The following is a 24,136-nucleotide window of genomic DNA, read 5'->3' on the forward strand; positions in this document are numbered from 1 at the left end:
CGCGTTCGCGGTCCTACCGTCCCAGCATGAACACGAGTCACAGCAGAGGAAAGACCTCACGACCACTGCGCAGCGCCGCGCTGGCGGTGCTGCTGACCGTCGGGGCGGTCACCGGCGCCGCCCCGGACGCCCGGGGCGAGAGCGCGCGCACCGAGACGGCCGTCGCGACGACGAGCCCCGTCGACGGGGTGACCGAGACGCTGGTCCGCGTGAGGGCGCCGCTGCCGGTGTCCTTCGGCGCGCGGCCGGCGGCGTGCGACTGGCTGTCGTACCTGCGCTACCGATCCGCCGACGGGCCCGCCGCCTCGGCCGACGCCGACCGGATCCTCGTCGCCCAGCCGGGCATCCTGGAAGGCGCCGGAGCCTTCGACAGCGTCGCCCGCAACACCGTCGCCCGCGCGGCCGAACAAGGACGGCACATCGAGTTCTGGGCTCTGGACCGGCGCTCCAACTGCCTGGAGGACCGTACCGGCGTGGCCTCCGGCGACCAGCACACGGCCGTCGACTACTACTACCGGGACAAACAGGTCGAGGGCCGCACCTTCGACGGCTACGTCGGCAACGGCGAACTGGGCTGGATGGCGAAGCTGGGCATCGAGCGGACCGTCCGCGACCAGTACGACCTGCTCACCGCCGAACTGCCCGACCAGCGGGTGCGCAAGGAGAAGGTGCTGTGCGGCGGGCACTCGCTCGGCGGAGTCATCACCGGGTACTTCGCGACCGCCGACTTCGACGGCGACCGAACCACCACGGCCGACGCCGGGCACCGCCAGTGCGCCGGCTACTTCGCCCTCGACACCACCGTCTCCACCTCCCTCGCCGACCTCAGCGGCAGCATCCCGGACGACACCAACCTGCCCGACGTGGGCCTCGGTCACGGCGCGGTGCAGGCCGGGCTCGACAGCGGACTCCTCTCCCGCACGCTGTCCGCGCCGGTGCTCCTCAACCCCGAGATGATGACGCTGCTGGCCATCGCCGGCCTCGGCGCGCTGCAGGACCCGGACGGCGAGGCCACCCTGCCGGGCTACCTGCCCCTCAACACCAACATCGAGGTCACCAACCGCTTCCTGTTCTCCGAGGACACCGCCACCTTCCTCTCCGGCTCACCAGCGGTGAGGGACTTCCGGCTCACCAACGAGGCGATCCTCGGCGCGCTGATGGACGACCACTCCGTACCGCTGGCGTTCCTCCAGAGCAGTGTGGGCTTCTTCGACGGCGGGCCGGTCGTCGACAAGAACTTCCCCGTCGCCAACGGGAGCACCGGGCAACCGGCGCTGTTCGGCAGCGAGTACAAGGCGATCCCCGACCGGCCGGGCGGCCCGCTCTACACCTGGCGCAACTACGACCGCGTCGGCGACCCCGACGACCCCGGCTACCGGTCGGCGGACGGCACCCCCTTCACCGACGCGGGCAAGGAGGTCACCGACATCCAGCAACTGGCCCGCAGCATGGCCCAGCAGCCGCTGGACTTCACCGAGCAGTACTTCCCGACCAAGCTGGTCACCGACCTCCAACTGTCCACCTCGCCGCAGGTGAAGCGCCTCGTCGTCCACCCGGACGGACTCACCGCCAACCCGACGCTCACCGTGCTCGCGGGCGACGGACTTCTGGCCGGCCGCGTCCCGGCCGACCTGGACCCCGTGGTCGCCGACGGCTACCAGCACCTGGACGTGCTGACCGCCGCGCCCACCCAGAACGACGGCCGTCCCGAACCCGTCTCCAGGAGCCTCACGGAGTTCGCGCGGGACACCGAGTAGCCATCGCCCCCATGGAAGAAGGGCCCGGGAGGATCTCCTCCCGGGCCCTTCGCCTCCGTGCGTGGGGTCGGTCAGACCTTGGTCGCGGCGAAGGCCGCCGCCGCGTCCGCGTTCGCCCGGTAGCTCAGGTGGGCGCCCGTGTCGCCCCCGCCGTTCTCGCAGACCGGGTCACCGGCCGCGCAGAAGTCGATGGTGCGGCTCTGGTAGGTGCCGGTGACGCTCTTGCCGATGGCCCGGATCGGGTTGCCGAACAGCAGCACCGAGGAGACCTTCGGTTCGAGCGCGGCGGGAATGGTGGCCACGATGGGGCTGCCGACCACCGCGCCGGCGCTGCTGATGCCGATGGAGTTGTCGACGACGTTCGCGCCCTGCGAATAACCGACCAGAATAAAACGCTGGTTCGGACAGGCGGCGGCCTGGCTCCTGACATGGTTCACCAGATCCGCGTTTCCCTGCGCGGCCGAGGTGAGGGAAAGGTCCGCGGGATAGTTCACCTTGTAGCTGGACAGGGATTTGCCCGTGAGTTTCTTCTGCAGCGCCGAATACACGGGGTCGCCGACGATGAAGCCGAGCGTGCCCGGCTCGAACGTGCCGCGAGCTGAGACGACGTCGATGTCCGTGCAGGCCGCGGCCGTGGCCGTGGGCATCGAGACGGTGGCCAGTCCGGCCCCGCCGGCCAGCGAGAGCGCGGCGAGGCACAAGCGGATGCGCATGGGGATCCTTTGCGGGTGGGGCGCGTGAAGCGCCTGTGGAAAAGGACGTCCCGAAGGTATTCGCTGTGCCAGGCCGGGTGTTATGGACGAGAATTCAAAAATCGCTTCTGTTTTTGCGCCGAGGTGAGTCGATGATTTTATGCGGTGAACGTGTCGTCGTCCCGCACGGCCTCCGCCCGCAGGGCGAGGATGAGGTCCAGTCGGGTACCGGGGTCGTGCAGGGCCTCGCCGAAGAGCTTCTCCAGCTGCCGCAGGCGGTAGCGGACCGTCTGCGGGTGGATGTGGAGGCGGGCGGCGACATCGGGCACGTTGCTGCCGCCGAGCAGCCACGCCAGCAGGGTCTCGGCGAGCCGGCCGCGCGGCCCCTCCGCGACCGAGTCCAGCGGGGCCAGCACCTGAGACCTGAGCTGGTCGAGCATCGGCTCGTCGCTGTGCAGCAGCAGGGTCGACAGATGGTCCGCGCAGCGCACCACGCCCTGCCGGGGCAGGATGCCGCGCCCCATCAACCCGAGCGCACGGGTGGCCCAGTGCAGCGAACGGGCGGCCTCCGTGAGCGGAACCGAGGGCCCGATCGCGGCCGGCCGCCCCCGCAGTGCGAGCGTGAACGCCCGGCCGCCGAAGCCGCCCGAGCCGTCCGGGTCGGGCACGAGCATCCGTGGCGGCCGGGACTCCATGTCCACCAGCGCCCCGGCGGCGGCCAACGGCCGCTCCTCCCGCCGGTCGGGCGAGGCCGCGAGGACGACGACCGCGACGTGCGTCGGCACGGACCACCGGGCGCCGTGCGCCAGGTCGCGCACCGCCTCCGGCAACACCGGCCTCTCGCCCAGCAGCAGGGCGAGCAGCCGCCCTCGGCGCCGTTCCAGTTCGTCCGTGCTGCGCAGCTGCCCCTCCGCGTATCCCGCCGCCGCGGCCTCGGCCACCTCGTGCACCGTCCGGAACGCCAGTTCACCCAGCCTGGCCATGACCGAGGAGTCCAACCCGAGTTCCTCCGTCGTGCGGCCCAGCAGCCGCCAGGCGTGCAGCCCTCCGACCCGCAGTGCGGACTGCAGTGTTTCGAGGCTGTGGCCCTCCAGCGCCTCGCCACGCCCCAGCTCGTGATAGATCGCGGTGATCGAGTCTCCCCGGCCGCGCGGATCGGCGATGTGGTCGACGAACAGGGTGAGCGCCTGGACGACCCCCGATCTGAGCAGTGCGCGGCTCGCTCCGTCAAGCGACCGGGAGGCGTACTCCGGGACCTGTCTGCACACCTCCTCCTCCACCTGGTCGGCGACATGCTCCAACTGTTCGCGCAGCAGTTTGACCAGTTCGGGCGGCGCCGGGGCGGCGCCGGGACCGTTCGGTACGCCGTACGGCGGGATGGGGGCAGCCACGGCGGACCCTCCTTTCACCCGGAAGCGGCTCACCCGTGGGCTGACGCCCGTGGGGCGAGGGACAAGTCCAGGGTTGGACGGATGTCCCCTGCGCTCCGTTCCGTGCCCCGACGGCACCGGCCTCACGCCGGCACCCCCAGCGCACCGGCGAGCATCGGCCACGATGTGCCGAACTCCCGCTTCCAGTAGGCCCAGCCGTGCCCTCCGCCCGCGTAGAAGTGGGTCGTCACCGGCACCCGCAGCGACGCGAGCGTGTCCGTGAAGGCGTGGGCGGACGGCCAGAGCAGGCTCTCCAGCGCCTCGGGGAGCCAGTCGCCGATACCGCCGACCACTCCGCTGCCGCTCGACACGTACAGGGGGGTGCCGCGCAGCCCCGCCGCCCGGGAACGCGGGTTGAAGTCCCGCCAGGTGAGCAGGTTCAGGATCGGGCTGCCCCACAGCGACCGGGGCGCCAGGTTCTCGCGGGACACGATGGCTTCCATCAGGTTCGGCACCCCGGGCGCCAGGGTGTCGAGGATGCCGCTGTACGAGGCCGCCGCGGCGAACCTCCCCGGGTGACGTGCCGCGTGGGCCATCGCGCCGTAGCCGCCGGTGGAGACACCGGCGATCACCCGGACCCCGGACGCGCGGTAGTCGCGGGCGAGCAGCGCGGGGACCTCGGAGACCTGGAACGTCTCGTAGTCGGGTCCGTCGCGCCAGGCGGTGGGAATGCCGGTCGGCCCCGCGTCCGGCATCGCCACGATCAGCTCCCGGCCCGCCGTGAACGCCTCGATGTCCGTCTCCCGGGTCCATGACGTGTGGTCGTCGTGCGCGCCGTGGAGGAGGTACAGCACGGGATACGTCCGGGTGGGCTGCGCGTCGAAGGAGGAGGGGAGGATCAGCCGCACCGGGGCGCTGCGACCCAGGGCGGCGGAGGGCAGCGAGATGTCGAGGGTCCGGGGGCCGAGGCGGGTGACGGTGCCGGCGGGGGTGGTGGTCGCGGTGGCCGCCGCCCGGCCCGCGCGCCGGGCCGGGGCCGGCCGGGAGCCGGAGGCGGCCGCCCCGGCGGTCCGGGTGGTCGCGGCACCGAAGAGGGCGGCCACGCCCGTCACGGCGGCCGCTCTGGTGACGGCGCGACGGGACATCGCGGTGGTGCGGTCGGTGGAGTCGGACATGGCGGCTCTCCTCGGCTCGGGTTCAGCGGTGTTCCTCGGCGAGCTCCCGCCGCAGATGGGCGGCGATCTCGTCGACGTGCGGGGGGTCGAGCAGCGACAGATGGTGACCCGTGACCCGGACGACCGTCAGACGCGGGCACACCTCGTCCCAGCCGAGCGCCTCGTCGTCCCGCACGTACGCGGGGTCGCGCACGGTGTGCGGGGCGGGCTCGGTGGCCCGGTACAACACCACCCGCCCGTCGTGGCGGCCGGGTCGGTGGGCCTCGCCGATCCGCAGGTCCACATAGGAGGACCGCTGGTGATCGAGGGCCGCGCGCGGCACGTCGACGGCCTCGCGCAGGGCCTCCAGCACGGTGTCGATCCGTTCGCCGTCGTCCTCGGTCGCGGCCAACTCGTCGTACGGCAGCTCCAGTTCGACCCCGTAGGTGTCGGCGACGTGGCGCGCGAAGCCGGTGAAGTGGGCGCGGATCCGCTCGCCCGGTGTCTCCTCGGCGCGGGGGAGCGGTCGTACGGAGTCGATGAGCACCACCAGCCGCACGTCCCGCCCGGCGGCCGTGAGCTGTCGGGCCGCCTCCTGCGCGACGAAGCCGCCGAACGACCAACCGCCCAGCAGGCAGGGCCCGTCGGGGTGCACGGCGGCCACGGCCTCGGCGTACCGCCGGGCCTTCTCGACGACCGTACGGGCCTCGTCGACCCGCTCCATCCCGTACACCGGCCGCTCCCCGCCGAGCCGTTCGACGAGGCCCCGGTAGACGTCGGTGGTCCCTCCGGCGGCGTGGACGAGGAAGAGCGGGGGCAGGGAGCCGGAGGTGTGGAGGGGGCGGAGGAGGGGATGGGGGTGGGGGCCCAGGGGACGGATGGGCTGGGGCAGGCGGTGCTCAGCCGTCACCGCTGAGGGTGGCGCGACCGGGGCGGCTTCGGCCGGCCCCTCCTCCCTCGACAGTGCCCGCTGGATGCGGGACGCCGTCTCCTCGACCGTGCCGGCCCCCAGGAGGTCGCGCAGGGGCAGTTCGATGTCGAACTCGCGTTCGATGGCGGAGCGGATGCGGACCGCCATCAGCGAGTCCAGGCCCAGTTCGGCGAAGGCGGTGGCCGGGGTGACACGGGTCGCCGGGTGCCCGGTGACGGCCGCGATGTGGTGACAGAGGCGAGCCGGGACGGAGGCGTCCCGCTCCTGCCCGGTGAGCCACGTCGCGGGCGCGGGGCCGACGTCCGGGCCCTCGGTACGGCCCTCCCACGCCGCGCGGTCCCCGCCCGCGCCCCCCGCCCGGCCGTCCGTCCACCAGTGCCGCGCATGTCGCCAGCGCGGCGCGGGCAGGTCGATGACGCGCCCCGGAGGCCGGGGGAGCCCCGATCCGGCGGTGTGCAGGGTGCCCAGCCGGGTCAGGAAGTCGGCGGAGGTGTCGGCGTCCCGGTGAAGCGTGCCGAGGGCGAGGGCGCCGGGCGCGTTGTCCGTGATCGCCCGGGCCAGGACCGGGTGGGGGGAGAGCTCGACGAACGCGGTATGGCCGTCGGCGGCGGCCGCGGCGACCGCCCGGTCCAGACGCACGGGCCGCCGCAGGTTGGCGGCCCAGTGCGCCGCGTCGAACGCGCAGTCGCCGCGTGGGTCGTCCAGCACGGTGGAATAGACCCGGACGCGGGGGTGTCCGCCCCGGATGTCGGCCAGTTCCGCCGTCAACTCCGGCAACAACGGGTCCACCTGGGCCGAGTGGCCCGCCCCCACCACCCGCATCGCCCGCGCGGCCCGCCCCTCCTTCTCCAGTCGCTCCACCAGCCGGGCCACCGACTCCCCCTCCCCGGTCACCACCTTCTGGCAGGGGGAGGAGTGCACGGCGACCTGCACCCCCGGGAAGTCCCGTTCCAGCATGCGCAGTTCGGTGTCGTCGAGGTCCACCACCGCCATCGCCCCGCCCCGCAGCCCGCTGAGCAGCCGGGCCCTCACGGCCACCACCCGGGCCGCGTCCGACACCTCCAGCGCGCCCGCGCACACCGCCGCGGCCACCTCGCCCAGGGAGTGCCCGATGACGGCGGCGGGCTCGACACCGTGCGCCCGCCACAGCTCCGCGAGAGCCAACTGCACACCCAGCAGCACGGGTTGGGCGACCTCCAGACGATCGAGGTCGCCGCCGGAGACCAGATGGTCGTAGAGCGAGAGGCCGCACGCGGGGGCCAGTTGTCCGTCCAGTTTCTCCACGGCCGCGGCGAAGGCGGGCTCCTCGGCGAGGAGCCGACGTCCCATGCCGGTCCACTGGCTGCCATATCCGGAGAACACCCACACCGGCCCGTTCCCGACCACATCCCGGTCGCCCACCGTCACCCGTTCGTGCGGCCGGCCCGCTGCCAACGCCCGTAGCCCGTCAGCCAGTTCGGCAGGGTCCGCGGCGACGACCGCCGCCCGCACCGGCCCCCTCCCCGTCCGCCCGGCGAGGGTGCGCGCCACGTCGGCGGGGTGCGCGGCGCCGCCCTCGGGCGTGTCCAGCCAGTCGGCGAGCCGGGCGGCGGTGTCGCGGACCCGGTCGGCGTCGACGTCGGAGAGGAGGTGGAGCCGGGCCGGGGGTTCCTCGGCCGGGGGCGGAAGCAGGGCGCCGGCCCGCCATTCCTCCAGTACCGCGTGGGCGTTGGTGCCGCCGAACCCGAACCCGGAGACCCCGGCGGTGGCCGTACCCCCGTACCGGGGCCACGGTTCGGCCTCGGTCACCACCCGCAGCCGTACGTCGCCGTCCAGGGCGCTGCCCTCGGCGCAGTGCAGCGAGGGCGGGATCAGGTCGTGGTGGAGCGCGAGCACCGTCTTCACCAGCCCGGCGATGCCCGCCGCGGACTCCAGATGGCCCAGGTTGCCCTTGACGGAGCCGAGGAGCAGGGGCTGGTCGGGGTCGCGGCCCGTACCGAGGACGGCGCCGAGCGCGCCCGCCTCGATGGGGTCGCCGAGCGGGGTGCCGGTGCCGTGCGCCTCGACGTGGTCGACGTGCGCGGGGGAGAGCCCGGCCCTCGCGTACGCGGTGCGCAACAGGGCCTGCTGGGCGGCCGGGTTGGGGGCCAGGAGGCCGTTGGAGCGGCCGTCGGAGTTGACGGCGGTGGCCCGGACGACGGCGAGGATCCGGTCGCCGTCCCGTTCGGCGTCGGACAGGCGCTTCAGCAGGACCGCCGCGCAGCCCTCGCCCCGGCCGATGCCGTCGGCCGCCTTCGAGAACGGCTTGCACCGGCCGTCCGGCGCGAGGGCGCCCGCCCGCCGGAACGCGACGGTGACGGTCGGAGAGAGCAGCAGGTTCACCCCGGCGGCGATCGCGAGATCGCTCTCGCCCGTGCGCAGACTGACGCACGCCTGGTGCACGGCCACCAGCGACGACGAACACGCGGTGTCGACGGCCAGACTCGGCCCCCGGGTGTCCAGGACGTACGCCAGCCGGCCCGCCGCCACGCTCAGCGCCCCGCCGGCCGGCGCCCAGGGGTCGACGGCGGCCGGGTCGGCGCCGGTGAGCTGCCCGTACTCGGGCGCGGAGACACCGACGAAGATCCCGGTGGCGCTGCCCGTGAGGGACGCGGCCGGGACGGCGGCGTGGTCCAGGGTCTCCCGCACGACCTCCAGGAGGATCCGCTGCTGCGGGTCCATCACCGCGGCCTCGCGCGGGGTGACGCGGAAGAAGTCGGCGTCGAACCCGGCGATGTCGTCCAGGTACCCGCCGTACGGCAGCGCGTCGGCGGGCGGGTACGGCGTGAAGTCCCGCCACCGGTCCTCCGGGACGCGCCGGATCGCGTCGACACCGTCGAGGAGCGACCGCCAGTACTCCGCCGGGCCGTGCACCCCACCCGGCAGCCGACACCCGACCCCGACGACCGCGACGGGCTCACCGGGCGCGGGCGCCTCCCGCGACGGGGCCGCCCTCGGAACGAGGTCCACCGCAGGAGCGAGGTCCATCGCTGTCGGCACGAGGCGTGCGGCGGCCGGCACGGCGCCCGTCACCGGAGCGAGGTCCGCCGCCGCATCGCACAGCCGCGCCACCAGCGCGTCCCCGGTGGACGCCTCCCACAGCAGCGTGGCCGGCAGCTCCCGGCCCGTCGCCCGGGACAGCTCCCCGGCCAGCACGACCGCGTCCCGCGAGGACATTCCGAGATCCGCGAGCGGCCGGTCCATCGGCACGTCCTCGGCGGCCCCACCGCTCCAGCCGGCCACCCGCGCCGCGATCAGCCGCCGCACCACGCCTTCCCGCCCGTCGCCGGACAGCCTCCGCGGACGGCCCGCGCCGGCCTCCCTGCCCCCGAGCCCGCCCCCGAGCCCGCCCCCGATCCGGCTCCCGCGCTCGTCCGGGCCGTCACCCTTGTCCCCGTCTCCGTCCCCGTCCCCGCGCCCGCGCCCGCGCCCGCTCCCGCCCACGACCCTCATCCCCCGACCCCCGCCGCGTAGGCACCCGCCAGATAGCGCTCGCGGGTCGACGCCCGCGAGACCTTCCCGCTGGACGTCCGGGGCACCGTTCCCGGCGGGACGAGCACGACGTCGGCGAGCCGCAGCCCGTGCCGGGCGGAGACGGCCGCGCGCACGGTCCGCACGAGGGCGGGCACGTCGATGTCGGCGAGCGGAACGGTTCGCGCGTGCTCCGCGACGACGACCACCCGCTCCCCGGCCCCGCCCGACACACCGAACGCGGCGAGCCGGTCGCGCCGTACGGCCGGATGCGCCTCCTGGGCCGTGGCCTCCACGTCCTGCGGGTAGTGGTTGCGCCCGTCGACGACGATGAGGTCCTTCAGCCGCCCGGTGACGATCAACTGCCCGTCCAGGACCGTCCCGAGGTCACCGGTCCGCAGCCACCCGGGACCGGACGCGGCGTCGGCGAGCTCGGCGCCGAAGACCCGCCGGGTCTGCCGGTCCTGGTTCCGGTAGCCCCGGCCGACATTGGGGCCCTGCACCCAGATCTCGCCGACCTCGCCCTCGGCCAGCGCGACCCGGGACACTGGGTCGGCGATCCGCACCCGCTGCCCCGCCGGCGCGCCGCAGCCGGCCAGCAGCACGGCCCTCGGGTCCTCCGGGCGCGCGGGCAGGGCCTTGCCCGCGGCCAGGGCGTCCCGGTCGAGCGCGAATCCGCGCAGCGGCTCGCCGGGCCGGGCCGCGCTGACGAAGACGGTCGCCTCGGCCAGACCGTACGAGGGACAGTGCGTCCGCGGGGCGAGGCCCTGGGCGGCGAACGCGGCGTGGAAACGGTCGGCCGTGCCCGGACGGACCGGCTCGCTGCCGTTGATCAGCGCCATGACCCCGTCCAGGCGCAACCCCGCCTTCTGCGCCTCGGTGACCGCCGAAGCGCAGTAGTCGTAGGCGAAGTTGGGCGCCGCGCTCAACGCGAGCGGGTGGGCGGCCAGCAGCCGCAGCCAGCGCACGGGCTCGTGCAGGAACGCCACCGGGTCCATGAGGACCGACAACAGCCCCCGCACCACCGGCGCCGCGACACTGAGCACCAGCCCCATGTCGTGGTACAGCGGCAGCCAGCCCACACAGGTAGCCGGGTGCGCGTCGGCACCGTAGGCGGACAGCGCCTGGCGGGCGTTGGCGACGACATTGGCATGGGTGATCTCGACTCCCGCCGGGGTGCGGGTCGAACCGGAGGTGTACTGGAGGTAGGCGACGGCGCCGGCATCGGGCGTGCACGACGGCCGTGCGTCATCGGCGGCCGAGTCCGGGATCCGGTCCACGGCGACGACCCGCGCCGCCCCGCCCTCGCACAACTCCTGCACCTCGGCCAGGACTTGGACCGTCGTGACGACCACCGCCGGGGACGCGTCGCCCAGCACCGCCGACAGCCGGTCGCCCTGCCCGGGCAGACCGGGCGGATACAGCGGTACGGCGACCAGCCCGGCGGCGAGCGCCCCGAGGAAGGCGGTGACGTACTCCGTCCCCTGCGGGCACAGCACCGCGACCCGCTCCCCGGGCTCGGCCTCCGCCGCGAGCCGCGCGGCCACGGCCCGCACCCGTAGATCCAGCCGACGCCAGGTCAGGGTGCGGTGGACGCCGCGCGACTGAGGCGCGGGATGGTCGACGAAGGTGAACGCCCGGCGGTCGGGAGTGGTCTCGGCCCAGTGCCGCACATACTCCGGCAGACTGCGGAAGGCGGGCGCGAGCGGGGGGCGGCGGCTGTCCATCGGGCATGGCTCCTCACGTCGCGGGACGGCTTGCGGTCACAGCGGTGACGGCGGTGACGGGCGGTGACAGGACTGGGCGGGACGCGGCGCGCACAGCGGGACGCGCTCGGGCACACGCGCGTTCAGAGCGGAATGTTGCCGTGGCGCCGTTCCGGCATCGGGGCGCGCTTGCCGCGCAGGGCGCGCAGGGCGCGGCAGATGTGGGCACGGGTGTCGCGCGGGGCGATGACGGCGTCGACGTAGCCGCGCTCGGCTGCGAGGTACGGGGTCCCGTACGTGCTCTCGTACGCGGTGACCAGGCTGGCCCGCAGCGCCTCGGGGTCGGCCGCGGCGGCGAGTTCACGGCGGTGCAGGATCCCCACCGCGCCCTCGGCGCCCATGACGGCGATCCTGGCGGTGGGCCAGGCGAGATTGATGTCGGCGCCGAGGTGCTTGGACCCCATCACCGCGTACCCGCCGCCGTACGCCTTGCGCACCACCACCGTGACCTTGGGGACGGTCGCCTCGGCGTAGGCGTACAGCAGTTTGGCACCGCGCCGGATGATGCCGGCCTGCTCCTGGCGGACGCCGGAGAGATAGCCGGGGACATCGGCGAAGGTCAGCAGGGGGATGCCGAACGCGTCGCAGAACCGTACGAACCGCGCGGCCTTCTCGGAGGCGTCGATGTCGAGGACCCCGGCCGAGCACAGCGGCTGGTTGGCGACGACCCCGACGGTGGCTCCCTCGACGAGAGCCAGCGCACAGATGATGTTCGGCGCGAACAGCTCCTGGATCTCCAGGAGTTCACCGTCGTCGACGACCGCGCGCAGCACGTCCCGCATGTCGTAGGCCTGACCGAGCCGGTCCGGCACCACCGTGTCGAGGCACGGCCCGGCGGGCGCGGCCCCCGGCGCGTACTGCGGGGGCCGCTCCAGGTTGTTGGCGGGCAGATACGACAACAGGTCACGCACGGTGTCGAGAGCGTCGACCTCGTCGGCGGCGAGGAAGTGCGCGTTGCCGTTGACGGTGTTGCTGGTGCGGGCGCCGCCCAGTTCCTCGGCGCTGGTGCGTTCGCCGGTGACCGTCTCGATGACGTCGGGTCCGGTGACGAACATGTGCGAGGCACCGTCCACCATCACGGTGAAGTCGGTGATGGCCGGCGAGTACGCGGCCCCGCCCGCACAGGGACCCAGGACGACCGAGATCTGCGGGATCACCCCGGACGCCTGGACGTTGCGGCGGACCAGTTCGGCGTAGAGGGCGAGGGAGGTGACACCCTCCTGGATGCGCGCGCCCCCGCCGTCGTTCAGCCCGATGACCGGACAGCCGGTCTTCAGGGCGAGGTCCATCAGCGCGAGGGTCTTCTCCCCGAAGGCCTCGCCCATGCTGCCGCCGTACACGGTGGCGTCCTGGGCGAAGACACAGACCTGACGGCCGTCGATCGTGCCGTGCCCGGTGACCACCCCGTCGCCGTACGGGCGCCGGGCGTCGTCCCCGGTGGGCCGGGCCCGCACGAACAGGCCCGTCTCCGTGAACGATCCCGCGTCCAGCAGCAGGTCGATCCGTTCGCGGGCCCCGTACTCCCCGCGTCTCCTGGGCCCGCCCGCCGCGACCGCCCGCGTCCGGCGGCCCTCCAGATCGGCGATGCGGTCGACGGTCCGGTCGGGTGCCGGGTCGGCGGTCCGGCCGGCGGTCCGGCCGGGGGTCCGGTCGGGTGCCGGGTCGGGTGCCCGGTCGGGGATCCGGTCGGCGGTATGGTCACGGACCGGCTCGGGGACCGGCCCGGGGGCCGGTTCCGGGACCGGCTCGCGCACGCGGCCGGGCGTACGTTCCGCCACCTGCCTCGCCCGGGATGTCGTCACCTCTAGCGTCACAGCCACCTCCGAAGTGGCTTTCGAATATGGCAGCGGAGGAGGGCCGGACCGGGCCGATCCCCTTTCTGTTTGCGGGAGATGAGTCCTGCGGGGCCCGGGTTAGTCCGTGGGTGACAAGGGCCCGGGGGCGACTCGGGTGTTCCGGGCGGATGGCCGTAATCCCGCTTCACTTGAGGGTTCAACGATGCCAGGATCTCGGCCCCCGAGCACGCCCCACCGTTCGCGAAAGGCTTCGACATGCGCAGTCGGCTCACCCTCCTCGCCGCCGCCACGGCCCTGCTGACGGCGGCCCCCTCACCGGCGTACGCCGGTGTCCGGCCCGGCGTCACCTACTCCGGCGAAGGCACCTTCTACGGCGCGACCGGCGTCGGGAACTGCCTCTACGACGCCACGAGCGACATCGCCGTCGCGGCTCTCAACCACACCGACTACGACACCGCCCGTATGTGCGGCGCCTTCATCCGGGTCAAGGGCCCGCGCGGCGAGCTCACGGTGAAGATCGTCGACCGCTGCCCGGAGTGCCGTCCCGGTGACGTCGACCTCGGGCAGCAGGCCTTCGCCCGTATCGCCGACCCCGTGGCCGGCCGGGTGCCGATCACCTGGACGCTGGTGAGCCCGGACCTCGCCGGACCCGTCTCCTACCGCTACAAGGAAGGGTCCACACAGTGGTGGTGCGGCATCCAGGTGCGCAACCACCGCAACCCCGTCGCCACCCTGGAGGTCCGCACCGGCACCACCTGGCGGCAACTCCCGCGCCAGGAGTACAACTACTTCGTCTCGGCGGACGGCGCCGGCTGCGGCTCCGACATCCGCGTCACGGACATCCACGGCCAGACCCTCGTCGACGCCGGCGTCGCCCTCACCCCGAACGTCGACCAGCCGGGCCGCGCCCAGTTCACCAAGCGCTGACCCATGGGAAGGGTGAGGGCATGGACATCGACGCACTGCGCCGGGACACCCCCGGCACCGCCCACCGACTCCATCTCAACAACGCCGGAGCCGCCCTGCTCTCCCGGCAGACCCTCGACGCCGTCACCGCCCACCTGGAACTGGAAGCGACCATCGGCGGCTACGAGGCGGCCCGGCAGGAGCAGCACCGCATCGACGCCACCTACACCACCCTCGCCCGGCTGATCGGCGGACACCCCGACGAGATCGCCCTGTTCGACAACTCCACCCACGCCTGGAACGCCGCGTTCTACGCGCTCACCTTCAAGCCGGGCGACCGCATCCTCACCGGCCGGGCCGAGTACGGCAGCAATGTGCTCGCCTACCTCCAGGTCGCCCGGCGCACCGGCGCGGAGATCGTCGTCGTCCCCGACGATCCGTCCGGACAACTCGACACCGCCGCCCTCGCCGACCTGATCGACGAACGGACCCGACTGGTCGGCGTCAGCCACGTCCCCACCAGCGGCGGCCTGATCAACCCGGCGGCCGAGATCGGCCGGATCACCCGCGCCGCCGGTGTCCCGTTCCTCCTCGACGCCACCCAGTCCGTGGGCCAGTTCCCGGTGGACGTCGAGGCCATCGGGTGCGACATGCTTTCCGCCACCGGCCGCAAGTTCCTGCGCGGCCCGCGCGGCACGGGGTTCCTCTGGGTGCGCACCGAGGTGCTGGAACACCTCGACCCGAACGTCATCGAGATCCACTCGGCCACCTGGGACGGCGGACGCGGCTTCACCTGGCAGCCCGGCGCCCGCCGCTTCGAGACCTGGGAGACCGCCTACGCGGGTGTCCTGGGCCTCGACGCGGCCGTGCGCCAGGCCCTCGACCTGGGCCTGGACCGCATCGGTGAACGCGCCGTCGCCCTGGGCGCGTACCTGCGCGACCGGCTCGACGACCTCCCCGGCGTCACCACCCACGACCTCGGCGAACACCGCTGCGCCATCGTGACCGCCAAGGTCGACGGGCTGTCCGCGACCGAGGTCGCCGCCGGCCTCGCCCGGCAGCGCATCAACGTCACCACCACCGACCCGGACCACACCCAGTTCGACACCGAACACCGAGGCGTCCACCCCCTGGTCCGGCTCTCCCCGCACTACTACAACACCGAGGCCGAACTCGACCGCACCGTCGAGGTCATGGCCGACCTCGCCCGCAGCGCACGCTGAAACCCCGCCCGGCGACCGGCCGTCAGGCCCGCGGCTCCGCGAGGAACTCCCGGGCGCCACGCAGCCGGGTGCGCAGCCCCCGCCGGGTGACCCGGCTGTCCAGCCGCACGTCGAGGGCTCCTCGCCGGGCGCCGTCGACCTGGCGTCCGGCGGGCAGCCGCGTCGGATCCAGTCCGTCGCGGCGGGCGACGAGGACGCCCAACTCGTGCCGGGTGAGGGCGTCCGGCCCCGCCACGTGCCGTACGCCGACCGCCTCGGACGCGGCCAGTTCCAGCAGCGCGTCGGCCAGGTCGGTCACCTGCACCGGGCAGCGCACCACATCGGTGAACAGCACACCGTCGCGGGCACCGGCCACCAGGTCGTGCACATGCCGTTCATGCACGGACAGAGCGTGCCCGTCCCCGATGATCAGCGAAGTACGCACCACGGCGGCGTCCGGCGCCAGCAGCCGGACCCCGGTCTCCGCCGCCGCCTTCGCGGCACCGTACGGCGTGACGGGATCCGGCGGGCAGGTCTCGTCGTAGGGGCCGCCGTCACCCGAGAACACGGCGTCGCTCGACACATGGACCAGGCGGCAGCCCCGCCGGGCCACGGCCCGCGCCACCCGGACGGCGCCCTCGGCGGTGACCGCCCAGTCCGACCCGCCGCTCGACACATTGACGACGACCGAGGGAGCCACCCGCGCCAGCACCTCGGTCAGCCCCGCGGGGTCCCGGAGGTCGAGGGCGTGCCAGGAGACCTCCGCCGGAACGTCCCGACGGGCGTCCGGCGGCCGGGTGGTGCGGGTCGCGGACGTCTCGTGGCCCGCCGCCACGGCCCGGCGCGTCAACTCACCGCCCAGGAAACCGCTGCCGCCGATGATCAGAAGCCTCATGACCGGCAACGATATGCCCCTCAGGACTCCTTGCCCCGGCCGCTCAACGCGTCGCGCATCCGGTCGACGAGGCCGAGGCCCGGCGCGAGGATCCTGTTGGCCGGCGGCTTGGTCGGGGCCCCCGGGTGGGGACGGGTCGGCGCCAGCTTCTTGGCCCGGCGGACCTTGTCGCCGAGGTCGTTCAGCACCGAGGCGGAGCACGCCTTCGCCAACTGCGGGAAGAGACTGCTCTCCTCGTCCCGGACGTGATGCCTGACCTCGGCCATCAACTGGGTGATCAGACGGTCGAACTCCGGGTCGTCGGCGGCGCGCCGCTCCAGGTCCTTCATGGTGCGCTCGGCCGAGGTGTGATCCGCCAACTCCCGGTCGGCGACCGCGTCACCGTCGTTCAGGTGCTCGCGGACCGCCGGGTAGAGGTAGGCCTCCTCCGCGACGGAATGCCGTACCAACTCGATGGTGACCAGGTCGGCGTATTCCTTGCGCTTCGCGTCACCGGAAGGCAGTTCCTCGATTTTGCCGAAGAGTTCCGCCACCTCCCGGTGGTCCGCCGTCAGTTCCTCGATCACGTCCCCGCCGTGTGCCATTTCCGTCGCTCCTTGCCTGCGCGTCCCGGCGTTCGTTCCGGTCCGGACCTCTGTGGAGGTCAGTGAAACCCTCGCCGTCCCGAATGCGTCGTATTGACGTCCGGTGAGTCAGTGCGGCGCACAGGTGTGGCCCAGGACACGTCCCTTCCGTGGCCTGCGCCATTTCGGGGCGGGCGGCGCACGGCTACGTTGTGCCGGCGTTCCCCAGTACCCACGGATGGCCCAGCGTGCTCGCAGATCTCTCCCCTCTCATAGCGGCGACCACCCAGTGGCTGACGCGCGCCTACCCGGCGGGCGGCGGCGCGCTGGACGGCGCGCTCTGCGAGGCCCAGGCCCGCCAGGCCGTCACCGTGGCCGCCTGGCTCCGCTACCCGACACCGATGGACGCCGCCCTCGTCGGCGTGGCCGGACCGGGCGGCTCCGCCCGCCTCGACTGGGTCACCGGCTACGACGAGGTCCCGACACCCGAGGAGTACGCCTGGCGGACCTGGGTCGACGAGGTCGTGGCCAGCTGGGCGGCCTGCCTTCTGGCCGATGCCGCGCTGGCCCGCACCGCCGTGGACGCCCTCGACGGGTCCCCGCACACCGCCGGCCCGTCCGCCGCCTTCCGCCGCCTCCTCGACCCCGACGAGCTCGACCGGCGGGCCGCCGCACTCCTGCGCCACCCCGACCTGCTCGCGCCCGTCGCGACCCTGCACCACACCGGCCTCCTCGACGCGCTGCGGCCGGGCCGGCCCCTGCCGGCCTGAGCCGGTCGGCCGCAGACCCCGGGCCGGCCCACGGGCTGCCGGCCCACGGGACGCCGGTCCACGGGTCGATCGAGGCCGCGAGGCGGGCGCATCCCGGTCGAGGCCGCGCTACCAGAGCAGCGGCAGCCCCGCCAAGTGGGTGTCGAGCAGTCCGGAGATGATCCGGTGGTCGTGGAGCGAGGGATGCCAGTCGCAGCCCAGGTGGTCGAGGCCGGGATCGTCGTAGTACCAGTGGCTCACCCGGTCGTCGCCGCGGCGGCCCCGCTCCTCGACGATTCGCAGGGTCGCCTCCGCCAGCGCGGTCGTGTTCCACAGACGGGCGGCGGCCACCACGAGGAACGTCCTCGGCCCGTACCGGGCGCGCAGCTTGTCGAGGAACCCGTGGTAGGCGCTCTCGTAGGCGGCGACCAGCTCGGCCGTCGTGCTCCAGCGCTCACCGGGGTTCAGGGCCGTCGAGAAGTCGTTGATGCCGAGTCCGACCACGACGACCTGCGGACACCAGCTGTGCGGCTTTCGCCAGACGTCGCCCTCGACGTTCAGCAGGGCCCGGTCGTAGTAGGTGCGAAAGTCGGTTCCGGGTTCGCCGCCGTTGTAATTGCGGACCATTCCCCGACCGGAGAAGGCGTTGATCTGGAAGTCGGCGTCCAGTTCTCGCGCGGTGAGCGCGCCGAAGGAGAGATCGGCGTTGCTGTTCCGGTTGACACCGCCGTTGCCGGAACAGTCCCGGATCTCGGAGACATTTCCGTAACCGGCGGTGTACGAGTCGCCGATGAACTCGATCTGCCGGCGTCGCGCCCGGGGGCTCGGGAGGATCCCGCCCCCGGGAGCCGCGACGAACCCGCCGAACCGGCCGACCGCCCACGGACTCTCCGTGCGCTTCACGACCCGTACGCGGTGGGCGCCGTCGGCGAGGCCGTCGACCCAGGAGACGCTACGGCCCGGGGTGACGAGCGTGGCCACGGTCGCCCCGTCGACCTGGACGTCGTAGTCGTTGTCGGCGTCGTCGAGGACCACGCCGACGCCGGTCCCGTGGAACCGCCCCTCGAAGGAGACGCCGGGCCAGCTGTAGCGGACGGTCCCGTCGGCGGCCCGCCTGACCCGGCCCACCGTGTGGAACCGCGCCGTTTCGGCCTCGGCGGCACGCGCGGGGGACACGACGGTGGTGACGAGACCCGCGGCCGCGGCCGCGACCAGCGCCCGTCGCGACACCGTCCGTCGGGATAACTCGTGAGGCGTCTGCATGGCCGTCCCTTCGACGCGGATATGGGAGCGCTCCCACAACGGAAGCGCTATCGAAGGTGACCGCCTCACGCGACGCCGTCAACCCCGGCGACGACATCCGTCACGGATCCCCGGGCAGCCCCGGCAGCCCCGGGGGCGCCGCCCGGACGAGCGGCCGTCGTCGTCCGCCCGCCGCCCGCCGGCGGCGTCACCGAACGGTTCGGTGCCCTCGGCGCCTGTCGGCCGCCTCCAGTTCACGACGCAGCCGCTCCGGATCCCACGCCTCGCTGACGGCCTGCCGGAGCAGATCGGCCTGGGAGGGCGGGGCCAGCCCGTCGACGGGCGGGTCGAGGTCCAGATCGGTGGGGAAGGGGTAGCCCTCGGCGGTGGCGGCGACGACGCGGCGCACCCAGTCGTCCGTGGCGCCCTCGGCCCTGCGCCGCACCAGGACGGGGAACACGGCGTTCACCATCGCCTCGCGGTCCACGGTCTCCATGGCCCGGCCGAAGGCGGAGGAGATCTGGAGCAGGTTCGCCATGCGCCGGATGTCCGACGAGCGGTTGTGCCCGGCCGCGTGGAAGAGGGCCGGGTTGAAGAAGGCCGCGTCGCCCTTGTCGAGGGGGAGTTGGACGTGATGGGCGTCGAAGTACGCGACGAACTCCGGGAGTCGCCAGGCGAGGTAGCCGGGCTCGTACTTCTGCGAGTGCGGCAGATAGAGGGTGGGGCCCGACTCGACGGGCATGTCGCAGTGGGCGACCGCGCCCTGAAGGGTGAGGGCGGGGGAGAGCCGGTGGACGTGCGCAGGGTAGGCGGCGGCCTGCCGCTGGGAGAGGAAGCCGAGGTGGTAGTCGCGGTGCGGGCTCTGGGCGGCGCCGCCGGGGTTGACCACGTTGACCTGTGACGTGACCTGGTAGGCGGGGCCGAGCCAGGCCTCGGCGACCAGGGCCAGCATGTCGTTGGCGTAGTAGTCGGCGAAGACGTCCGGCGCGCGTACGGCCAGCTTGTCCAGGGCGCTCCAGACCCGGTCGTTGGCGCCGGGCTTGGCGAAGTGGTCGCCCCGGGCCGTACCCGAGGCGCGCTCCTCCTCGATCAGTTCGCGGAAGGCGGCGGACGCCCGGTCCACGACGGCCGGATCGGTGAACGCGCCCTTGAACACGACGATTCCGGGGCCGTCCAGGAGCGTCCTGACCAACTCCGTCAGGACGTCCCGACGGCCCTGCGGGGTGGCCGTCAGGGCGCGGAGCCGGTCGCTGTCGTAGAGCGGCACGTTCCCCTCGACCCGCTCGGCCGAGGGGTGGTCGGCCGGGTCGGTGCTCCGCTCGACGAGCGCCCGGAACGTGTCGAGATCGCAGTCCGCCTCGGTCAGCCAGGTCCGTGACACCGCAGCGATGGGGGACATCGCGGCTCCTCTCGCAGCCCTTGTGTTGCTGCCAGTCTGAGGACCTCGGATCCCTCATTCAATGCGCGAAAACCCATCAAAAACACGTCACGATCACCTCGGGACACGCCTTCGGGCACGCCTTGGGAACATGAGCGGTGCGGCGCGGTGCCCGAGGTGGCCGGCTCCGTGTCGCCCCGCGGCCGGTCACCGTGGGCGACGTAGCGTGGGCCGCGCAGGTGTCGGGCGACCCGGGGCGGCGGGATGTGCTGGAGTGCGACGGCCGATCTCGTGGCGGGCGCCGCGGTGGCGGCGGTCGGGGTGACCGGTGTGGTGCTGGCGCCCGACCGGCGGGATCTGCCGCTGGCGGCGCTGCCGTTGCTGCTCGGCGCCCACCAGATCGTGGAGTCGGCGGTCTGGTCCTCGGGCGGCGGCAGCGGACCGGCGACCGTGGCCTGGGCCGTCGTCGCCCTGCCGCTGCTGGCCGTGTGGGTGCCGGCCGGCGTGTTGTGCGTGGCTCCGCCGCGGGCCCGCACCCGGTCGGCCGTCCTGCTCGCCGTCGGGGTCGCGACCGCCGTGCCGCTCGCCCACGCCCTCGCCACCGGCCCGGTGACGGCCGAGATCCGCGGCCGCACCGTCGGGTACACGGTCGACCTCTCCCACCCGGTGCTCCTGGTCGCCGGCTACCTCCTCGCCACCGTCGGCTCCCTGCTCCTCTCCGGCGACCGTCGGCTCGTCGTACTCGGCCTCCTGGCCGCCGTCGGAGCCGCGGTCTGCTGGACCCTGTGGCGACTGGAGTTCATCTCCACCTGGTGCGCCTTCGCGGCCCTGTGCTCGGTGGTACTGCTCGGCTGGGTCCGCGCACGCGCGAGGGCGTCCTCGCGGCCGCACCACAACGCCTGAGGCGTCGCCCATACGCCTTGGACGGCGCCGCCCGGCTCTTGGTGAATCAATCATCCATCGAACTGTTGACTTTCGGCTCGACCAGCCAGAGGATTTCGGAGGTGACACACTCCGCCGCCGGGCCCCTCGGCCCGGTTCTCCCCGCGGCCCTCGACGAGGCAGCCCACCGCTGCCTCGTCGCGGGCTTCGACGGTACGACGACCGTCCCCGACACCTTGAAACGGCTGATCGACCGCGGTCTGGGCGGGGTCATCCTGTTCACCCGCAACATCCGCGACGCCGACCAGGTCCGCGAACTCACCGGCACCCTGCGGACGTTGCGGCCGGACCTGCTGGTCGCCATCGACAACGAGGGCGGCGGCATCGGCCACCTCGTCGCCGCGGGCGCCCCCGAGGTGCCCGGCTCATGGGCGCTCGGCGTCGCCGACGACCCCGGCCTGACCGCCGCGTGCGCCGACGCCCTCGCCGGACACCTGCTCTCGCTCGGGATCACCGCCTCCTACGCCCCCGTGGCCGACGTCCAGAGCCGGCCAGAGAACCCGATCGTGCGCACCCGCGCCTTCGGCGGCGACCCCGAGCTGGTCTCCCGGCATCTGCGCGCCTGGATCGAGGCCACCGAGCGGCGCGGCGTGGCCTCCTGCGCCAAGCACTTCCCCGGCCACGGCGGGACCGTCACCGACAGCCACCACGCGCCGGCGGTCGACCCGCGGCCCTACGAACACCTCGACCTCGCGCCCTTCCGGGCCGCCGTCGAGGCGGGCGTGCCCATGCTGATGAGCGCCCACGTCGTCTTCCCGGCCCTCGACGCGGAGCTGCCCGCCACCCTCAGCCCGCGGATCCTCTCCGACCTGCTGCGCGGCGAACTCGGCTTCGAGGGCGTCCTCGTCAGCGACGCGCTGGAGATGAAGGCCATCGCCGACCGCTACGGCGAAGCGGCCGGCGCCCGCCTCGCGCTCGCCGCCGGAGCCGACCAGGTCATCGTCGCCGTACCGGATCTGGAGGTCACCCTCGCCTGCCGTGACGCCGTGCTCGACGCGCTCGGGGCGGGCGACCTCGCGGCGGAGAGGGTGACCGAGGCCGCGGAACGGGTACGGCGGCTCGCGCTGCGGTACGCGGTGCCGTACCGGCCGGGTGCCGTGGCCGCGTGGGACACCGGCGCCGGGCTGACGGCGGCGCGGCGGGCCGTACGGAGCGGGGGGCCGTTGCCGCGGCCGGTGCCGGGCGCCCATGTCGTCGACTGCTTCCCGCCCCCGCACCCCGCCCTCAACTGGGGCGGCGAGGATCTGCTGACCGAGATCCGTGCCCTCGACCCGACCGCGACGGGGGTGGCGGTCGCCGGGGAGCCCGCCGACCTCGCGGCCGTCGCGGAGGAGGTGCTACGGGCCGCCGGGGCGCGTCCGCTGGTCCTCGCCCTGTGCGATGCCGGGCTGTACCCCTGGCAGGCCCGTCTCCGGGACGCGCTGCTGGCCGCCCGGCCGGACGCGCTCGTGGTCTCGACCGGGTTGCCGGAAGAGGGAGCCGCGGTGGCCGCGCACGGCAGGGGGCGGGTGAACCTGCGGGCGGCGGCCGAGCTGGTGACGGGCCGCACGTCCTGAGCGGGTCTCCCATCACGGGCCCCCGGCGCGGCCGGTCCCGCCCGTGGCGCGGGTTGCTCCGCCCGGTTCCGGCCCGCTCCCGCCCCCTCACTTCCCCTCGATCAACTCCGTGATCCCCCGCGCCGCCAGATACGCCGTGTCCTCCACGCGCTCCGCCAGGACCACCGCCGGGCGGGTGCCTTCCTGTCGCAGGCGCATCCAGGCGTCGAAGAAGGCGCCGCCCGGGCCGGACACCGAGCGGGTGGACGGGGTGCAGTCCAGGACCAGCGCGGTCGCGCGGGGAGCGGGCCGGACGGCGGCGGTGCGCAGCTCGGCCACCGTCGTGGACAGGGCCTCCGCGATCGGCTTGGGGCGCCCGGTGGAGTCGAACAGGCCGAGCGTGTACTCCAGTTCGGGGAAGTCGGCCAAGGAGCGGTCGACGTCGTGGGAGCACCACCAGGTGACGCCCCACAGGTGGGCGCAGCCCGCCGCGTTCAGCAGGGTCGCGCGGGCGAAGTCGGGGGCGTCGGCCGCCGGGATGTGCGGCTCGGGGGCGCCGGTCTCCTGCACCCAGACCGGCCGGGCCGGGTCGGTGGCGTAGGCGGCGGCCAGCTCCGTGCCGTACTCCGCGAGGTGGTGCACCTCGGGTGAGCGCGGGCCGTAACGGCGGGCGCAGTCCGCGGAGAAGACCCAGGGGTGCACCGTGGTGAGGTCGCCCTTGCGGGCCGAGGCCTCCGGGGTGAACGGGTGGTCGTCGCCGTACCAGGCCGCGTCGTACGCCGAGTGGGTCACCAGGCCCCGGGCCTCGCCGAGCCCGTCCCGTGCGGCGCCGAGCAGGGTGTCGAGGTAGTGGTCGACCTCGGCCACGGTCACCGGGTTGTGCTCGACCAGGTTGTTGAGCTCGTTGCCGAGCTGGAGGCCGATGAGGTGGGGGTGGCCGGAGAGGGCGCGGCCGAGCGTGCGCAGCAGCAGCGCCTGGGCCTCGATCGCCTCGGGGTCGGTGAACACGTTGCGGTGGTGCCAGCTACGGGTCCACTCGGGGTAGAAGTCGAAGCTCGACAGATGGCCCTGGACGCCGTCCACGAGGACGTCGAGCCCGCACTCGCCCGCCAGATCCACCAACCGGACGAGCTGGTCCACAGCCGACGCCCGGACCAGGGCGCGGTTCGGCTGGAGCAGGGGCCACAGGTGGAAGACCCGGACGTGGTCCAGGCCCAGCCCGGCGATCTGGGCCAGGTCCTCGCGCGCGAGCCCGGGGTCGAAGTCGTGCCAGGCGTGGAACCAGCCCCTGCGTGGGGTGTAGTTCACTCCGAAGCGGAGCGCGGGCGCGGACGAGGGTGGCGTGCTGATGGCGTCCTCCTCAAGAGACGGACCTTGTCTCCGGCGAATGTATCAACCACCATGGACGGCAATGAATAGTGATTTGAACCAAGCTTCCGGGGATCTCCCGGCGCCCGCCGCACGGCCGGTGGCCGAGGCCGCTCCCGCCTGCGTGGTCGGCATCGACGCGGGCGGCACCCGTACCCGCGCCGTCCTGGCGGAGCTCGACGGCGGGCGGGTCCGGGGCGAGGGCGCGGCCGGGCCGGGTAACGCGCTGACCGTGCCCGGCCCGGCGCTCGCCGACCACCTCGCCGAGGCCGTGGCGCGCGCCGTGCCGGAGGAACTGCGCGGCCGGGTGGTGGCGGTGGCGGGCGGGTTCGCGGGGCCGGCCACCGGGCCCAGGGGGCCGACGAGCCCGGCCGACTGCGGGCCCGGGCCGCCCTGTCGGC

Annotated in this window: 17 protein-coding genes; 6 read left to right on the forward strand and 11 right to left on the reverse strand. The window is 73.9% G+C overall.

Annotation, left to right across the window (positions count from 1 at the left end; translation table 11 throughout):
- Positions 1-26: 26 nt before the first annotated feature.
- Positions 27-1,757 (forward strand): hypothetical protein, encoded by a 1,731-nt coding sequence (locus K1J60_RS38545; RefSeq protein ID WP_220650255.1) that lies wholly within the window; start codon positions 27-29, stop codon positions 1,755-1,757.
- A 71-nt stretch (positions 1,758-1,828) separates the two neighbouring features.
- Here K1J60_RS38545 and K1J60_RS38550 read toward each other — a convergent pair whose 3' ends face one another.
- The 6 genes from K1J60_RS38550 to K1J60_RS38575 all read right to left on the reverse strand — a co-directional run bounded on the left by K1J60_RS38550 (position 1,829) and on the right by K1J60_RS38575 (position 12,745).
- On the reverse strand, positions 1,829-2,470 hold the full coding sequence (locus K1J60_RS38550) for a cutinase family protein (protein ID WP_220650256.1): 642 nt from the start codon (positions 2,468-2,470) through the stop codon (positions 1,829-1,831).
- 137 nt (positions 2,471-2,607) lie between these two features.
- Positions 2,608-3,840, reverse strand: a complete 1,233-nt coding sequence (locus K1J60_RS38555; RefSeq protein WP_220650257.1) for a PucR family transcriptional regulator — start codon at positions 3,838-3,840, stop codon at positions 2,608-2,610.
- Between the two features lie 122 nt (positions 3,841-3,962).
- Entirely contained in the window at positions 3,963-4,994 is a 1,032-nt protein-coding gene (locus K1J60_RS38560) for an alpha/beta hydrolase (protein WP_220650258.1), read from the reverse strand.
- Positions 4,995-5,016: 22 nt separating this feature from the next.
- A complete protein-coding gene (locus tag K1J60_RS38565; RefSeq protein ID WP_259408092.1) occupies positions 5,017-9,375 on the reverse strand; it encodes a type I polyketide synthase in 4,359 nt (1,452 codons plus the stop codon).
- Complete coding sequence (locus K1J60_RS38570) at positions 9,372-11,120, reverse strand: fatty acyl-AMP ligase (RefSeq protein ID WP_220650259.1); 1,749 nt, start codon at positions 11,118-11,120, stop codon at positions 9,372-9,374. Before K1J60_RS38570 ends, K1J60_RS38565 begins: the two co-directional genes overlap by 4 nt.
- Before the next feature lie 122 nt (positions 11,121-11,242).
- A complete protein-coding gene (locus tag K1J60_RS38575; protein WP_220651890.1) occupies positions 11,243-12,745 on the reverse strand; it encodes an acyl-CoA carboxylase subunit beta in 1,503 nt (500 codons plus the stop codon).
- 465 nt (positions 12,746-13,210) lie between these two features.
- Between K1J60_RS38575 and K1J60_RS38580 the strand changes: the two genes are divergently transcribed.
- Complete coding sequence (locus K1J60_RS38580; RefSeq protein ID WP_220650260.1) at positions 13,211-13,882, forward strand: expansin EXLX1 family cellulose-binding protein; 672 nt, start codon at positions 13,211-13,213, stop codon at positions 13,880-13,882.
- Positions 13,883-13,902: 20 nt separating this feature from the next.
- Positions 13,903-15,084 (forward strand): aminotransferase class V-fold PLP-dependent enzyme, encoded by a 1,182-nt coding sequence (locus tag K1J60_RS38585; protein ID WP_220650261.1) that lies wholly within the window; start codon positions 13,903-13,905, stop codon positions 15,082-15,084.
- A 22-nt stretch (positions 15,085-15,106) separates the two neighbouring features.
- On the opposite strand, the gene K1J60_RS38590 is transcribed toward K1J60_RS38585, so the two are convergent.
- Positions 15,107-15,958 carry an SDR family oxidoreductase gene (locus tag K1J60_RS38590; protein WP_220650262.1) on the reverse strand — a complete coding sequence of 284 codons (852 nt, stop codon included), beginning with the start codon at positions 15,956-15,958 and terminating at the stop codon, positions 15,107-15,109.
- 20 nt (positions 15,959-15,978) lie between these two features.
- A complete protein-coding gene (locus K1J60_RS38595) occupies positions 15,979-16,542 on the reverse strand; it encodes a hemerythrin domain-containing protein (RefSeq protein ID WP_220650263.1) in 564 nt (187 codons plus the stop codon).
- 227 nt (positions 16,543-16,769) lie between these two features.
- Between K1J60_RS38595 and K1J60_RS38600 the strand changes: the two genes are divergently transcribed.
- Positions 16,770-17,291, forward strand: a complete 522-nt coding sequence (locus K1J60_RS38600; protein ID WP_220650264.1) for a hypothetical protein — start codon at positions 16,770-16,772, stop codon at positions 17,289-17,291.
- A 108-nt stretch (positions 17,292-17,399) separates the two neighbouring features.
- Here the strand turns inward: K1J60_RS38600 and K1J60_RS38605 are convergent, their stop codons facing one another.
- Both K1J60_RS38605 and K1J60_RS38610 read right to left on the reverse strand, forming a co-directional pair.
- A complete protein-coding gene (locus K1J60_RS38605) occupies positions 17,400-18,533 on the reverse strand; it encodes an SGNH/GDSL hydrolase family protein (RefSeq protein WP_220650265.1) in 1,134 nt (377 codons plus the stop codon).
- 187 nt (positions 18,534-18,720) lie between these two features.
- Positions 18,721-19,911, reverse strand: coding sequence for a phytanoyl-CoA dioxygenase family protein (locus K1J60_RS38610; RefSeq protein WP_220650266.1), 1,191 nt, complete (start codon positions 19,909-19,911; stop codon positions 18,721-18,723).
- Positions 19,912-20,154: 243 nt separating this feature from the next.
- Here K1J60_RS38610 and K1J60_RS38615 point away from each other — a divergent pair, with 243 nt between their 5' ends.
- Positions 20,155-20,793 carry a DUF6629 family protein gene (locus tag K1J60_RS38615; RefSeq protein WP_220650267.1) on the forward strand — a complete coding sequence of 213 codons (639 nt, stop codon included), beginning with the start codon at positions 20,155-20,157 and terminating at the stop codon, positions 20,791-20,793.
- Positions 20,794-20,894: 101 nt separating this feature from the next.
- Positions 20,895-22,388 carry a glycoside hydrolase family 3 N-terminal domain-containing protein gene (locus K1J60_RS38620; protein WP_220650268.1) on the forward strand — a complete coding sequence of 498 codons (1,494 nt, stop codon included), beginning with the start codon at positions 20,895-20,897 and terminating at the stop codon, positions 22,386-22,388.
- Positions 22,389-22,475: 87 nt separating this feature from the next.
- On the opposite strand, the gene K1J60_RS38625 is transcribed toward K1J60_RS38620, so the two are convergent.
- The gene (locus tag K1J60_RS38625; RefSeq protein ID WP_220651891.1) at positions 22,476-23,717 is read right to left on the reverse strand and encodes a glycoside hydrolase 5 family protein; all 1,242 of its coding nucleotides are present in this window, start codon (positions 23,715-23,717) and stop codon (positions 22,476-22,478) included.
- Between the last annotated feature and the right edge of the window lie 419 nt (positions 23,718-24,136).

Origin of the sequence: Streptomyces akebiae (assembly GCF_019599145.1) — a bacterium.
Classification (GTDB): Bacteria; Actinomycetota; Actinomycetes; order Streptomycetales; family Streptomycetaceae; genus Streptomyces; species Streptomyces akebiae.

Bases quoted from the DNA above. Each gene is read 5' to 3' on its own strand.
- K1J60_RS38545 (WP_220650255.1), top strand. From the start codon at position 27: ATGAACACGAGTCACAGCAGAGGAAAGACCTCACGACCACTGCGCAGC.
- K1J60_RS38550 (WP_220650256.1), bottom strand. From the start codon at position 2,470: ATGCGCATCCGCTTGTGCCTCGCCGCGCTCTCGCTGGCCGGCGGGGCC.
- K1J60_RS38560 (WP_220650258.1), bottom strand. From the start codon at position 4,994: ATGTCCGACTCCACCGACCGCACCACCGCGATGTCCCGTCGCGCCGTC.
- K1J60_RS38565 (WP_259408092.1), bottom strand. From the start codon at position 9,375: ATGAGGGTCGTGGGCGGGAGCGGGCGCGGGCGCGGGCGCGGGGACGGG.
- K1J60_RS38570 (WP_220650259.1), bottom strand. From the start codon at position 11,120: ATGGACAGCCGCCGCCCCCCGCTCGCGCCCGCCTTCCGCAGTCTGCCG.
- K1J60_RS38580 (WP_220650260.1), top strand. From the start codon at position 13,211: ATGCGCAGTCGGCTCACCCTCCTCGCCGCCGCCACGGCCCTGCTGACG.
- K1J60_RS38585 (WP_220650261.1), top strand. From the start codon at position 13,903: ATGGACATCGACGCACTGCGCCGGGACACCCCCGGCACCGCCCACCGA.
- K1J60_RS38590 (WP_220650262.1), bottom strand. From the start codon at position 15,958: ATGAGGCTTCTGATCATCGGCGGCAGCGGTTTCCTGGGCGGTGAGTTG.
- K1J60_RS38595 (WP_220650263.1), bottom strand. From the start codon at position 16,542: ATGGCACACGGCGGGGACGTGATCGAGGAACTGACGGCGGACCACCGG.
- K1J60_RS38605 (WP_220650265.1), bottom strand. From the start codon at position 18,533: ATGCAGACGCCTCACGAGTTATCCCGACGGACGGTGTCGCGACGGGCG.
- K1J60_RS38610 (WP_220650266.1), bottom strand. From the start codon at position 19,911: ATGTCCCCCATCGCTGCGGTGTCACGGACCTGGCTGACCGAGGCGGAC.
- K1J60_RS38615 (WP_220650267.1), top strand. From the start codon at position 20,155: ATGTGCTGGAGTGCGACGGCCGATCTCGTGGCGGGCGCCGCGGTGGCG.